Annotated in this window: 10 protein-coding genes and 1 pseudogene; 5 read left to right on the forward strand and 6 right to left on the reverse strand. The window is 56.6% G+C overall.

What is annotated here, in order from left to right:
* The 3 genes from B7444_RS13900 to B7444_RS13910 all read left to right on the forward strand — a co-directional run.
* Positions 1–1,128: site-specific integrase (locus B7444_RS13900; RefSeq protein ID WP_048855198.1), on the forward strand; the 1,128-nt coding region annotated here is incomplete at its 5' end.
* A 258-nt stretch (positions 1,129–1,386) separates the two neighbouring features.
* Positions 1,387–1,785 carry a helix-turn-helix domain-containing protein gene (locus tag B7444_RS13905; protein ID WP_081603805.1) on the forward strand — a complete coding sequence of 133 codons (399 nt, stop codon included), beginning with the start codon at positions 1,387–1,389 and terminating at the stop codon, positions 1,783–1,785.
* Positions 1,786–2,006: 221 nt separating this feature from the next.
* Positions 2,007–3,548 (forward strand): hypothetical protein, encoded by a 1,542-nt coding sequence (locus B7444_RS13910; protein ID WP_231502869.1) that lies wholly within the window; start codon positions 2,007–2,009, stop codon positions 3,546–3,548.
* A 213-nt stretch (positions 3,549–3,761) separates the two neighbouring features.
* Here B7444_RS13910 and B7444_RS13915 read toward each other — a convergent pair whose 3' ends face one another.
* From B7444_RS13915 to B7444_RS13935, 5 genes are all read right to left on the reverse strand, one after another.
* On the reverse strand, positions 3,762–6,938 hold the full coding sequence (locus B7444_RS13915) for an error-prone DNA polymerase (RefSeq protein WP_007284501.1): 3,177 nt from the start codon (positions 6,936–6,938) through the stop codon (positions 3,762–3,764).
* A complete protein-coding gene (locus B7444_RS13920; RefSeq protein ID WP_261766722.1) occupies positions 6,935–8,488 on the reverse strand; it encodes a DNA polymerase Y family protein in 1,554 nt (517 codons plus the stop codon). The genes B7444_RS13915 and B7444_RS13920 overlap by 4 nt, the downstream gene beginning before the upstream one ends.
* Positions 8,373–9,167, reverse strand: coding sequence for an ImuA family protein (locus B7444_RS13925; protein WP_007284503.1), 795 nt, complete (start codon positions 9,165–9,167; stop codon positions 8,373–8,375). The genes B7444_RS13920 and B7444_RS13925 overlap by 116 nt, the downstream gene beginning before the upstream one ends.
* A gap of 404 nt (positions 9,168–9,571) precedes the next feature.
* Positions 9,572–10,459 carry an MBL fold metallo-hydrolase gene (locus tag B7444_RS13930; protein WP_007284504.1) on the reverse strand — a complete coding sequence of 296 codons (888 nt, stop codon included), beginning with the start codon at positions 10,457–10,459 and terminating at the stop codon, positions 9,572–9,574.
* 52 nt (positions 10,460–10,511) lie between these two features.
* Entirely contained in the window at positions 10,512–10,844 is a 333-nt protein-coding gene (locus B7444_RS13935; RefSeq protein ID WP_016737605.1) for a YciI family protein, read from the reverse strand.
* 115 nt (positions 10,845–10,959) lie between these two features.
* Between B7444_RS13935 and B7444_RS13940 the strand changes: the two genes are divergently transcribed.
* Positions 10,960–11,871 carry a LysR family transcriptional regulator gene (locus B7444_RS13940; RefSeq protein WP_035729825.1) on the forward strand — a complete coding sequence of 304 codons (912 nt, stop codon included), beginning with the start codon at positions 10,960–10,962 and terminating at the stop codon, positions 11,869–11,871.
* Positions 11,872–11,911: 40 nt separating this feature from the next.
* Here the strand turns inward: B7444_RS13940 and B7444_RS13945 are convergent, their stop codons facing one another.
* Positions 11,912–12,658 carry an SDR family oxidoreductase gene (locus B7444_RS13945; RefSeq protein ID WP_035729839.1) on the reverse strand — a complete coding sequence of 249 codons (747 nt, stop codon included), beginning with the start codon at positions 12,656–12,658 and terminating at the stop codon, positions 11,912–11,914.
* A gap of 149 nt (positions 12,659–12,807) precedes the next feature.
* Here B7444_RS13945 and B7444_RS13950 point away from each other — a divergent pair.
* Positions 12,808–13,440, forward strand: a pseudogene (locus B7444_RS13950) (AraC family transcriptional regulator); the annotation flags it as partial.
* Positions 13,441–13,466 lie beyond the last annotated feature (26 nt).

Genomic DNA, 13,466 nt, shown 5'->3' on the forward strand with positions numbered 1-13,466 from the left:
CCTGATGGCGTGAGTTGCCGGGGGCCCAGGCAATACAGGGCCCGGAAGCTGGTCAACGGCCAGCGGATCACCAGAACATTTGACACCGCCCGTCTTGCCCGCGCGTGGCTCGAGGAAACCTCGGTCAAAGTGCGCGAAGGGCGTCATATCGACGTCCGGGCCTTGGACGGCCTCGTGCTCCGAACCCTGATTGAGCGCTACCGTGACGAATGCATGGCTCACCGCGACGCTGACCGGACAGGCCATATCCCGGCACTGCTTCGCGATCCCATCGCAGACCTGAAGCTCTCCCGCCTGACGGTTCCAGCGGTTCGAGGCTTTCGCGACCGTCAGGGAAAGGATCGGGCCCCTGCGACAGTCGTCAAGCGGCTCAACCTCCTGGCCTCCATCCTCAATCATGCCATGAGCGAATGGGATGTCCCGCTCTCGCTGAACCCGGCTTCGGGACGCATGATCAAGCGGCCGACAGGCGCCGATCGCAAGCGCAACCGACGACTGCAGGAAGACGCTCCGGAGAACCCAACGACCACCGCCCCTCCCAACACGACAGAAGCCAGCGAATATGACCGCCTGCTTGCCGCAGTGACGTCCGAAAGCCATCCGGATGACGTCTGGTTTGTGAGATGGGCCATCGAGCAGGCCACGCGATTAGGCGAAGCCGCGTCCCTGCGCTGGCGCGATGTCAATCTTGTGGCACGAACAATTTCGCTCCGACACACCAAGACCCTGCATCTTGCCGAGGAAATGGGTCCGGAACTACGCCCGCTGATGCCCGGGGCGCGAGCTCTGCTCTACGACAAGCTGAACACGCTTCCTGCTTCCCCTGATCCGGATGACCCGATCTTCCAGATCGGCGATGAACGCGCTTTTTCAGTGCGATACGGTCGTCACGTCAAAAAAGCAGGGCTTGTCGATTTGACGTTTCACGATCTCCGGCATGAAGCCACCAGCCGTCTTGCCAGATTTTTCCCCAATCCCCTGGATCTGTGCAGGGTCACCGGGCATCGCGATCTCAAAAGTCTGGACCGCTACTACCAGCCCGTGTTGACAACCCTTGCTGAGGATGCGGAAGAGCGCGCCCGTCTGCTGGGATACATTTACGATCGGGATGAAAGCGCGACCACATAGACGCGACACACAAGATGTTCATACGAATACAGGACATATTTCCGCTGACATCATTTGTCATGTTTCTCCATACGCGGAAAATCTCTCTGGCCAGAAACAGGAAATGCTTTTCGGAAGTAGATTTCGTGACGAGGTGCAATCTCTCAGGGTCGATTTACTGATTGATTTATAAATACGCTTTTCTACTCTGTCGAATATACCGACAAGCATTGAGATATTGACGTGGACAGAGCAGATTACGAGAACTCCCTCACGGTCATGACTTCAAGGGAAGCCGCGGAATACCTCCGGATATCGTATGATGGTTTCCGGACAATGCGATCGCGTGGTCACGGACCTGCCGTTTTTATTTCGCTTGGCAGACGGCTGCGCTTTCGCAAGCAGGACCTTGACGCATTTCTTGCCTCGCGCGTTCAGTGCGACGCCCGCGTTTCCGACTTGGGTCACGGCAAAGGTGTTTCTACGGAGTCTGAGCAGAACGCCACCGCAAAGCGTAAAAGGGGCCGACCGCGTTCCAGAGGCCAGATCGTCCTCATGCCAGTCCTCGTATATCTCCGGGCCGCTACCCTCCTGGCTTTGATCGCAGGTTTGTATGCCGTCAGCTTTTCGCTGTCCTCAGCGATCCACTGGGAAGCTGTACAATGTCTGATAAAATAGAATTTTCGTTGCACCAGAATTCAGTGTCGGCAGCGGGTGCAAGCTATGATGCTTCCATGCTTCCTGCTTGGCATGTCCGGCGTCCGCACTTCTTAAAGAACGCCCTTGCGCTCATACAAGGGGCTCTGCCTACGGCTTCAGACATAGCAGGGCGTTATCTGCCACGAATGCCCTGTCGTGTCCGCGCGTCGATGACCGAAGACGAAACAGCGACGCAAATCATGGATCTTGTAGACGCAGTTTCACAGGACTACGTCTCGCTCAATACCCCGGACGCCCGGAATGCCCTGCTTTTCAGACTCAGCTCTGACAGGAAAGAACGTTTGGCAGCCTTGCCTGACATGATCCGCCCGATGATCGTTACGGATGCCGAGGAGCAACGCGGGTTCGCCATCCTCTGGTTAAACACGCCTGTTATTACCAGCGCAAATGGTCGTCTTGCCCCTCAGATTCTTGCCGATTGGGCTGAAAAACTGATGGCACACTTTCTCGGAGCATCACGTCTCCCGGCCCTTGCCCTGGTGGGATCGCCCTGGGCAATCCGGGGGAGCCGGCAGGGCAGCCCGACATCTGAGCGACCCGTCTGGAAAATCCGGCCAGGGGCAGAGAGGGTTGAACTGCGCGCGGTTGTCAAACTGCTTTCTCCTGGAACAGGTCCGGATTTTGGTGAAAACTGCGACAGCACCAGCGACTTCTACAACACTCCAAAAGCGATCAGGATTACAAACCAGTACCTGTTCAACAACGTGAGGCGACACTTTGCACCTCACCCGTCGCCTGACTCCGAAGGCATCCTCGCCTACGCCCGCGCGATCAACAGGCAATTTCCTCGTCCCGTTCCCCCGGGAAACGTTATGGGAATGTGTCAGCGTATTCACGACTACCTTCACAAGAAACTTGCTCGCCGCGCCACTCGACGCCGAGATCCTGAGGAAACACCCCGGCAGGCGCAGGCACGCTCAGGACGCGAGACCGGGGCAATGCGTCGAGAAACCACATCGCGTCGACTGGTGGGGCTCATTCTTGCGTGGCCCTCCGATAAAAAGCTCACGCAGTCGGCTCTTGCCGTTGCCGCTGGGGTTTCCGAAAAAACAGTTCGAGATCACGAAAAGCGGCCAATCCCGACCGGAAGTTCGCTCCCTCTCTCTGGTAACACTCAGAATATAAACAAGTTCGCGAGGCCAGAGTGTTGTTTCCCCGGAAAAACTCTTTCCGATCTTATCGCACATCGGAAGATCGAGCTGGAAGATCTGACGTATTTTGAGGGTTACAAGCGCGATCTGCGACGTTTTCCAGACACTGCAGCTCCTCCGAATACACCCGTCTCGGGCTGGGACAATCCGCAAATTGCATTCGCATATCGGGACGCTGAGATCGCTTTTGAGGACGTCAGGAGCCGGAAACGTCGGTCCGTGCTGAAGGCCGCACGGGAACGACAATTGCGACAGGCTGGCCTGAGGGACGACATTTCCGTAAAAAGACGTGCTCTGAACGCTGTGCCGACACGGCTTGCGCTGCTTCAACCGTATCTTGAGAAAAAATACCCTCCGGAGCGACTCAGCGTTCTTCTGAAAATCATAAGAAGGAACATGGAAAAAAAATCGAAGCCGATTTTCACGTTGGCACTATGGCAAGAATACTTCGCCAGGCTTCGCCCTCTCCCATCGCACCGCCACGCTTTCGCGCAGTACGTCGTCAGAAAACATGCGATCCGCATCGGCATGCGATATTCCGCATTCTTCGGCGGCCCGCATCCGACTTGACCGCCCTCGGCTATAATTTGAGCACGAAGCGTGGTCGCAAAAATTTCTGCGATAAGCTCGTGAACCATCTTGTCCGAGCGGGCTCTTTCAATCCGTCCGACATAGAGCATCTCAAGAGAGAAACCATGGAAGCACTCAAGATTTACGGCATACACCCCATGCCCAGATCGCGATTGAGCGAGCCAACCTGAAATTAGGACATCACGACCTCAATCAGTGGAAATTTCGTGATGCCACGACGATCTGCTCGGACTGTGGTTCCTGCCGTTCTGTGCCAATTCTGTGCAGAGAACGGTTCCCGACATCGGCCAGCAATACAGAACAATCAATGATCTCGCGGGCGACGAGATGCACGACCTCACCTTCCTTCTGAAGACGCCCCATTACGCCCAACATCTGGCTGGACAGTACGACGCGCCGGTATTTCTCGAACATGTCCGGCCAGACAATGACATTCAGCGCGGCGGTCTCATCTTCCAGAGTAAGGAACACCACACCCTCCGCCGAACCCGGACGCTGCCGCACCAGCACAAGCCCTGCCGCAGTCAGGATGCGTCCGTCCTTTGCGTCCAGTGCCTGTCGGCAGGACACGATGCCCTGTTGACGCAGATCGCTGCGCAGGAAGGCGAGTGGATGGTCCCGTAGGCTCAGACCGGTCCGGTTGTAATCGCGTGTCACTTCGGCCCCTTCCTGCATGGGACGGAGCAACACATCGGGTTCCTCTGCCTCGCGTTCGACCATGGCCGCGGCAAAAAGCGGCAAGGGCTCGTCACGCAGGGCTCTGATAGCCCAAAGCGCTTCACGTCGTGCGAGACCGAAAGCCGGCCGGAAAGCATCCGCTTCCGCAAGATGCGTCAACGAGGCTGCCTTTACCCCTGCCCGACGCCACAGATCGTCTACCGATATGAACGCTTTTACCCCCCGCGCGATAACGATCCGTGCGGCTTCATCATTGGCAAGTCCTTTCACCAGGCTCATGCCCAGCCGGACAGCAAATCTGCCATCTCCTGTCTCCGGCCCCTCGAGCGTACTGTCCCATCGTGACGCATTGACGCAGATTGGCCTGATCTCAACGCCATGCTCGCGCGCGTCCCGCACAAGCTGGGCCGGCGCATAAAACCCCATCGGCTGGGAATTGAGCAGAGACGCCAGAAACACATCGGGATGTCTGCATTTCATCCAGGACGAGGAATAGGCGAGAATTGCGAAACTTGCCGCGTGGCTCTCCGGGAAGCCGTAAGACCCAAAGCCCTCAAGCTGCTGGTAAATCCGTTCGGCAAACTCTTCCTGGTAACCTTTCTCCTTCATGCCCTCGACCAACCGGGCCTGAAACTGGGAGACAGTGCCAGTATTCTTGAACGTCGCCATGGCGCGGCGCAGCTGATCCGCCTCGCTGGCTGAAAATCCCGCACAGACCATCGCGACCTGCATCACCTGCTCCTGAAACAGCGGGATGCCAAGGGTCTTTTTCAGAACCTTCTCCAGTTCAGGTGTCGGATAGTCTTCTGGTTCAAGCCCCTCGCGTCGTCTCAGATAAGGATGGACCATATCCCCCTGAATGGGACCAGGCCGCACGATCGCAACTTCAATGACCAGATCATAGAAACCGCGAGGCTTGAGACGCGGTAGCATCGACATCTGCGCCCGGCTCTCGATCTGAAACACCCCGATCGTATCCGCCTTGCGGATCATTGCATACGTGCGCGGATCCTCGGCAGGAATGGTCGCAAGCGTGAAATGCTGACCTTTGTGTTCGGCCAGAAGGTCGAGCCCTTTCTTCATACAGGTCAGCATCCCCAGCGCCAGACAGTCGACCTTCATGAATTTCAGGACATCGATATCATCCTTGTCCCACTCGATGATCTGCCGGTTCTCCATGGCCGCGGGCTCCACCGGGACCAGTTCATCCAGCCGGTCATGGGTCAGCACGAAGCCACCGGGATGCTGGGAAAGATGGCGTGGCACGCCCATCAGGCAGCGGGCCAGATCCAGGGTCAGACGGACGCGGCGGTCGGAGAGATCGATGCCGGTGTCCGTCAGCATGTCTGTTTCCAGCTTTCGCCCCCAGCCCCAGATCTGCCCGGAGAGCGTACGGATCAGATCTTCAGGCAGCCCCATGACCTTGCCGACATCTCGCAACGCACCTTTGGCACGATAACGCGTCACGACAGCCGTCAGGGCTGCGCGGTCCCGGCCATAATGACTGTAAACCCACTGGAGTACCTCCTCCCGGCGCGCATGTTCGAAGTCCACGTCGATATCCGGCGGCTCGCGCCTCTCCTCGCTGATGAAGCGCTCGAACAACAGGTTGTTCCGGGCCGGATCGATGGCCGTGACACCCAGCACGTAGCAAACGGCACTATTGGCGGCCGAACCCCGCCCCTGACACAGAATACCCCGGGAACGGGCATAACGGACGATGCTGTGCACCGTCAGAAAGTAGGGTGCATAATCCATGCGCGCGATCAGGGCGAGTTCATGATGAAGGCTTCTGCGAACCGCTTCAGGGATCCCCTCGGGATAGAAACTGTTCGCCCCTTCCCAGGTCAGAGCTTCAAGGGCCTGCTGCGGCGTCTGGCCCGGAACAGAAACTTCATCCGGATACTGGTAGGCCAGATCATCAAGGCTGAACCTGCAGCGTTTCATGATGGTGACGGACCGCGCAACAGCTTCCGGATACCGACTGAACAGTCGGGCCATTTCTTCAGGCGGTTTTAGGTAGCGGTCCGCATGGCGTTCGCGGGCAAACCCGGCGTCGTCGATGGTGGTGTTGTGCCGGATACAAGTGACGACATCCTGCAGGATGCGCCGGTCGTAGGTATGAAACAGCACGTCATTGGTTACGACCGTCGGCACTTTTGCCTGATGCGCCAGGTTCGCCAGTTCATAAATCCGCATCTGGTCATTGGGACGCCGGAGCAGCGTCAGCGCCATAAAGGCGCGATCGGCAAAGGCGTCTTTCAGTTTGCGCAGATGCAGGGCGCATGCATCATCAGCCACGTCCGGGATCAGGATGACAAACAGCCCCTCACCCCAGTGAACCAGATCCTCCCAGACCAGATGGCACTTACCCTTCCCGGCGCGGGCCTTGCCGATGGTAAGCAGCCGGCACAACCGCCCATAAGCGGCGCGGTCGGTCGGATAGGCCAGCACAGGCGGGAAATCAGCAAAGTCGAGACGACAGCCGACGACCAGCCGGATTCCGGCCGCTTTTGCCGCGACATGGGCCTGCACCATGCCTGCCAGAGAATTGCGGTCACAGATCCCGAGCGCCTCGATCCCAAGGGCTTTCGCCTCCTCGAAGAGCTCGATGGGAGATGAAGCCCCGCGCAGGAACGAGAAATACGTTGTGACCTGCAACTCGGCATAAGGCGGTGCCAGGGACGTCATCCGAAGATTCCATGCAGAAACCAGGCCTGCGATCCGGTCTCGCCATGTTCACCATCCCCCGCGCGGTAGAGCCAGAACCGCTCTCCGCTCGTGTCCTCCACCCGGAAATAATCCCGGGCGATGGTCAGTTCGGTGTCATTCTTCCACCACTCCCCGAAAACCCGTTCCGGGCCATCCGCGCATTTCACCCTGCGCCGTATGCCACGCCAAATGAAGAACAACGGCGGTTGGTCGGGGAGTTCCGCCATCGCCTGCACCGGTTCGGGACGCGGCAGCAGCCGGGTCGGACGTGGCCAGTGATCGGGCCAGTCCTTCGCCTCTGCCGGGGCAAGAGCCGACACACGACAGAAAGACCTTTCGGGGAGATCGCTCTCTACCGCAGCAAACCGGTAAAGCGCGTGGGTGCCAACACGATTGGCCAGCGTGTCGATCAGGTCGGAAACATCGCTTTCTTCCTCTTCGATCAGGGAGGAGACGGTCTGACGCCGGTCCATCGGCTCGGCCAGCGAGGCAATCAGCACCATACGCTCAATGCCGAAACCGGGGTCGATGGTCTCGATCTTCTCGCACAACAGCCGGGTCAGGCGCTTGGCGTCCCGCACCGGCGTCGCCGTGGCAACGCGGACAGCTTCGGTGCGGCGGTCGACACGGTGCAATAGCAGATCAAGACGCCGCACACCCTGCCCGCGTTCGTCCAGCTTTTCACACAGCGGAGGAACCAGCTTGCCGATAGAGCGGGCGATGGTCTCCGCCGCCGCGATCGGCTCGGCAAAGTTTCGCACCACCTGGACCGGGTCAACGGGCCGGATCGGGATGATGGCCTCATTCACGCGACCGAAGGCCTGATCCAGTCTGCGGGCTATGTCGGGGCCAAAACGCAGTGTCAGCGGGGCACGCGGCATCGCAGCGAGCGGGCCAATCCGCGACACGCCTAGCGCCATTAGTCCCTCGACACTCGTGGGAGGTAGACGCAGGGCTTCAATGGGCAAGTCAGAAAGGGCAGAAGCCACGTCGCCCTGGGGCACAACAGTCAGCGATGCCTGTCCATAACGGGCGAGCGCATGAGCGGCGCCCCACGTCTCGGCTATGGCCGCTTTTGCTCTGAAGCCGGCACCGGACAGACGATGGATCATGTTTATGAGCATGGCGTGCTCACCACCATGAAGATGGTCAGCTCCCGTGGTGTTCAGAATCAGGCCATCCGGCGGATCGGTTGCGACGAGAGGGGAAATCCGGTGCTGGAACCACAACGCCAGCTTTTCCAGCCCCTGCCGGTCGCCGTCGGGATCGGCATCCATGAAGACCAGATCAGGATAGAGCGCCTGGGCCTTGGCGACCGGCGTGCCAGGACGCAGACCCAGCCTGCGGGCCGGCAGATCAACCGACAGCACAACGCGACGACGCCCATCCCGCCCTACCAGTGCCAGAGGGAGGTCAGGCGCGGGCGCGTCGTGCCCCAGCCGCTTCCTGATCCGGTCTGTTGGCCAGAGCGGCAGGTAGAGCGAGACCACTCGCGAGACCACGACTGTAGGCGAGCCTCCCTTTGGCATCGCAGGCCTCCACTTCAAAATCAGCACATTCGCCCGCACGGGCGCGGATCAGCTCAAGCAACCAGCGGGGCCGGTCCACTCCCGGCACCGGCAACCCAACCGAGGGCAATACGGACACCCGCCAGCGCGTGGCACTGGCCGTCGGCTGACCAAAATCGGCGGCCTCGGTCTGACGGCGCCAGCGCCGGATCGCGAGGCCAAGCGCGCCAGATGTTTCAGCCGCCAGTTGCAGGCGACGGGACGCCGTCATCGACAGACGCGCCACGTCTGCGACCACGGCCCCAAGACCACCATGTCGCAGCCCTTCCTCGAAACACGCCAGAACGTCAGCCTCTGAGGCCGCCTCGACATAGATGACCCTTCGGCCGGACAATCCGGCCTGTTTGAGCGCGGGACCAAACACATCCTGACGGGTGACGATCCACAACACCTTGCCGCGTGTACGGGCCGCGATCCCGGCGACGAACTGTCCGGCTGCCGCACCATGCAGCGCATCATTGCCGCCACCGGCCACTTCATGCAGAGCCCCGAGCGCGAGCCCTCCCCCTGGCAGACGACTGTCGATCTCCCTCACACCAAAAGGCAGAACAGACCGACGCCGGTTTGTATGACCTTCCAGACGGCTGATGGCAGCACGCAACGTCTCCAGCACTGGTTTCATGTCGGGAGAAGCACTCATTGCACAGGTCCGCCGCCCCTTGTCTGGCAGAATTTCAAGACTATATGTTCTTATTTTGTTCTCATGTGATTACGCAAGTCAATGCCAATTTGCATCTGACAGGCAGGATGGTTCCCCACTCGTTGCTCAGGCAAATTCCGGGAGGTGACGTAAAGACTTGAAGGTAGAGGATTCTTCCTCCTCAATTCCTCCCCCCCTGTGAAACCCAGGGGAGAATTCACATGCGCACAGCCGACGCTCCCATGACAACATTGGCGTCCTGAGACAAAGGCTTCAGGAGCTGTATCTGAATGGATCTCTGATCTTTTAACCCGCACCAGAAGCAACATGTAATGTCCGCCAAGGGGGGAGCCGAATGTCCGTAATGGAATAGAACGAGGTGAACAGCGGACATAATGGCAGCCCTAGAAGAAAGACCAACCCCTTCCCTGATCGTATGTCATCACTTTTCCAGCGGCTGTCATCGGAAAATGCGATGTGAATAATGCCGCGTTGTGCTCGACAGCGTAATTCAAAGCCCATTTGCGCGATATGATGGCTATCTGAGGATCTGCATCAAAAACGGCACTCCACTCCGGAATACATACCTGAATGGGGTGATGCATGACATCACCCGTGAAGAGCGCACGCTCCATACCTGATTTCAGCACAAGAGACGCGTGATGGGGCGTATGCCCAGGTGTGGGGTGAAAGGAAATTCCTTCAAGAACTTCGGATCCGTCTAGGTCAATCTGATCCGCAAGATCCGCCGAGATAATCGGATCAACGCTATCAATGCGTGTCATGAAACTGGTTTTATTACGGGCACTATCATGAGCTGGATTGCTGAAAAAATCATATTCGGCTCTAGAAAAGACATATCGGGCATTCGGGAAGGTCGGAACCCAGATGCCATTTTGCAGGCGTGTGTTCCACCCGACATGATCGACATGCAGATGGGTGAGAAGAACAAAATCGATATCTTCTGGCCGGACGCCAGCGCGCATCAGATTTTCAAGCCACACGGTGTGCAAGTGATCGAAATACAGAGCAGCAGGTCGAGCCTTGCTATTCCCGGCCCCCGTATCCACAAGAATGTTCCGACCGCGATCCTTGATGAGCCAGCTATGAACGCTCAAAAGGATTTTCGTTTCTGAAGCATCCAGCGTTTCAGACAGATCAGGATAGACCTGAAGTGCCGTTGCATCATCCCAGTCAGGAAGCAAGTGTTCTGGAGTGAGTGCTGCCAGCGTCAGATCCTGTATTTTTAGTATGCGGGCATCCCCTACAGTATACCACTGAAGATCGTTCATAATCCCAAGGCTCTCTTTTCGTTTTTATTTCTCAAAAAACACAGCGCTGTCGTCATGAAGGGAAAAGAGACTTCAATTCTTGCGGGAGTGCGCCTGTTGCATGGTTTGACAGGCACCCGAATAGTGGGTCCCATTCTTCAATCCGCAGATCACAAATCAAACCTTCGGATGCAAAGGGATCACCGGCAATCATCGCGTCAATCTCCTGCCGATTGGCGCCTTTCATAATCAGAAAGCCGGAGCGCAGTGGGGTACCTTTCAACGGACCGGAGGCCAGCAGGCTGCCTTCCTGAATAAGGCGCCTGAGATACAACACGTGGGCTGCGACATGCTGTCCCCATCCCTCGCCGTCAGGGTGGTCCATGCGCACAAGATAAACAGGCATTTCGAAAGTCTCCACCAGAACTAGACTTGCCAATCACTCGAAGCCTTCAGCATATTCCTCTTTTTCGCTGGATAAATTGTCGATACGAGACATCAGTCACAACTGAGGATGATGAATGCTTGACCGGTTAACCAGCATGAAGATTTTTATCAAGGTCGTGGAATTGGGGTCCTTTGCTGCGGCCTCCCAGCATCTGACTTTGTCGCCGCAGATGGTCGCCAAGCATATAGAGGCTCTGGAGCATCACCTTGGTGCTCGCCTGTTGCATCGAACGACACGTCGGCAAAGTCTGACTGAAACAGGACGGCTCTATTGCGAGCAATGTCGGCTTGTTCTGCAGGCTGCTGAACGAGCTGACAGTCTGGCAGCCAATATGCTTGGCACACCGCGCGGCACATTATCTGTCAGCGTCCCAGTCACCTTCGGGCGAACGGTATTTCTATCATTTATTCACAGTTTTCAAAAAAGATACCCAGAAATTCAAGTGCATTTATCACTGACAGACCAACTGGTTCACCCCACAATGGATGGTCATGAGGCTGTGATCCGAATTGGTGAGCTGGACACGGACCTTACAGCGGTCAGTCGTCCTTTGACAGCCTATCGTCGGGTCATCTGCGCGGCTCAAACCTATCTGGAAAAACACGGTTTTCCACGGCAGCCCGAAGATCTGATGCGCCACGAGTGTCTCGTATATGAAAACTCCGGCGGCCCTGTAACCACGTGGCACCTTTCTCAGGGGAGCGTTACGCGACCTGTCACCGTGTCCGGGAAGATAATCAGTAATGATTCAAGTGTTCTGCATTCTGCAGCTCTTGGTGGCGATGGCATTCTGCTGGGATATGAGCAGGCTCTGCTTCCTGATATTAAAAACAAACGGCTTGTCCGGCTTATGCCCAGGTGGACAGTTCCGGACAGGCCCATGCACCTGCTCTATAACGCCGGTCCGGTTATGACACCAAAGCTGCGGGTCTTTGTAACCGAGCTTCAAGAGGCTTTCCAGCCTGAAGCCTCTTTTCGACGGTAGAGTGCCTGACTCCTAAGCTCAGTTGGCAATCAGTTCCTGTTCACCATCCCTGTTCAGTCGGAAGAACAAACAGTTCTGCAACATCCATACGTGCAGGTGATTTCAGAGCAAAAAGGATACTGTCTGCTATGTCCTCGCCCTCGAGAAAGGTCATGGACGCTGCAAGGTCATCCATCTGTTTGCGGTAATCAGCATCTGTAATGTGATCGTAAAGCTCTGATTTTACGGCTCCCGGCTGAATGCAGGTAACGCGGATATTATGCTTTGGTCCGATCTCCATTCTTAGGCCGTCTGAAAACGCTGTCACCGCAGCCTTGGTGGCACAATAAACGGCGAGACCCGTAAAGACCTTACGGCCTGCAATCGAGGACATGTTGAAAATATGACCCGAATGCTGTGCGATCATCTGCGGAAGAACGGCTGCCGTTGCATTGAGAACACCGGATATATTGACGTCCACCATCTGCTGCCATTCGTTCACTTTCAGGCTGTCAACGCTGGATAGGGGCATCAAGCCCGCGTTGTTGACCAGAACATCAATCCTTCCAAATTGGGCGATCAAGCTCTTTGCCGCTTCTTGACACGAGACAAGATCAGTAACGTCCGTCACCAGAGGAATAGCGTGACCGCCAGCCTTGGTAATCTCACTGACAAGCGTTTCCAGGCGATCATGACGACGTGCCGCCAGGCCAACTGTGATTCCTTCTGTTGCAAGTTTGCGCGCTGTTGCAGCACCAATGCCACTGGATGCTCCGGTCACCAGAGCAACTTTTCCTGCAATATTCATAATCTTCTCCACACGACGAGCCTTCAATCGGCCTTCATTGTCGAAGGAGGTGTAAATTATGCCAGAAGATATCTCTCATGGCTTCTTGCTGAAACTATCGCGATTTTGCGCTATAGATAGTCGCGCATGGAAATGAGAGAGTGTAGCAGATGGTTTTGTCCTGCCTTCCTTCTCGGCGTGCTGCCAGTTTGACACTGGAGCAACTTCTCCCCGGGAAGAAAGTCGCGCAAAGTGAAGGGGATGTCTGGAAGGATGTTGACGTCCAGATATTCACTCGCCCGGTACAAGAAGACGAAATTCTTGTACCTGCCGTCGCAGAACCCCTGCTTGTTTGGGTTATCCGCGGAGAAGCAAATATTGAAGAGCGTGAACTGACAGGGCCTTGGGAACAGAGCAAGGCAAGAGCAGGAACATTTTACCTCACGCAGACGGACACACCCTATCTGATGCGGTGGCAGGGCAAGGGAAACACTTGTTTTGAAGTGTTGCATCTCTATCTTGGACTTGAGCTTGTCGATCGAGCTGCCATGTCATTAAATCTGACTTCATCCCGTATTCGAATGCAGGATGTTTCGGGCGGGGAGGATGCTTTCATATCAGGCATTTTGAGTGGTCTGATAGCTGAAATGCAATCTTCTGTTATTGCAAATCCCTTATTTGTAAATGGCCTTCTGGAGAGTCTGACAGTTCATCTTTTAAGACAGTATGCTGATACCAAGGCTAAGATAAAGCTACGATCCACACTCTTGCCCACATGGAAACTGCGTAGGCTCAGGACCCATTGATTTTTGTAGGGAATTTTGATTCA

It is taken from the genome of Gluconobacter thailandicus F149-1 = NBRC 100600 (assembly GCF_000964465.1).
GTDB classification, from domain to species: domain Bacteria; phylum Pseudomonadota; class Alphaproteobacteria; order Acetobacterales; family Acetobacteraceae; genus Gluconobacter; species Gluconobacter thailandicus.

Coding starts and splice junctions, on each gene's coding strand:
- B7444_RS13910 (WP_231502869.1), top strand. CDS start 2,007: ATGGATCTTGTAGACGCAGTTTCACAGGACTACGTCTCGCTCAATACC.
- B7444_RS13945 (WP_035729839.1), bottom strand. CDS start 12,658: ATGAATATTGCAGGAAAAGTTGCTCTGGTGACCGGAGCATCCAGTGGC.
- B7444_RS13920 (WP_261766722.1), bottom strand. CDS start 8,488: ATGCCAAAGGGAGGCTCGCCTACAGTCGTGGTCTCGCGAGTGGTCTCG.
- B7444_RS13930 (WP_007284504.1), bottom strand. CDS start 10,459: ATGAACGATCTTCAGTGGTATACTGTAGGGGATGCCCGCATACTAAAA.
- B7444_RS13940 (WP_035729825.1), top strand. CDS start 10,960: ATGCTTGACCGGTTAACCAGCATGAAGATTTTTATCAAGGTCGTGGAA.
- B7444_RS13905 (WP_081603805.1), top strand. CDS start 1,387: ATGACTTCAAGGGAAGCCGCGGAATACCTCCGGATATCGTATGATGGT.
- B7444_RS13925 (WP_007284503.1), bottom strand. CDS start 9,167: ATGAGTGCTTCTCCCGACATGAAACCAGTGCTGGAGACGTTGCGTGCT.
- B7444_RS13935 (WP_016737605.1), bottom strand. CDS start 10,844: ATGCCTGTTTATCTTGTGCGCATGGACCACCCTGACGGCGAGGGATGG.
- B7444_RS13915 (WP_007284501.1), bottom strand. CDS start 6,938: ATGACGTCCCTGGCACCGCCTTATGCCGAGTTGCAGGTCACAACGTAT.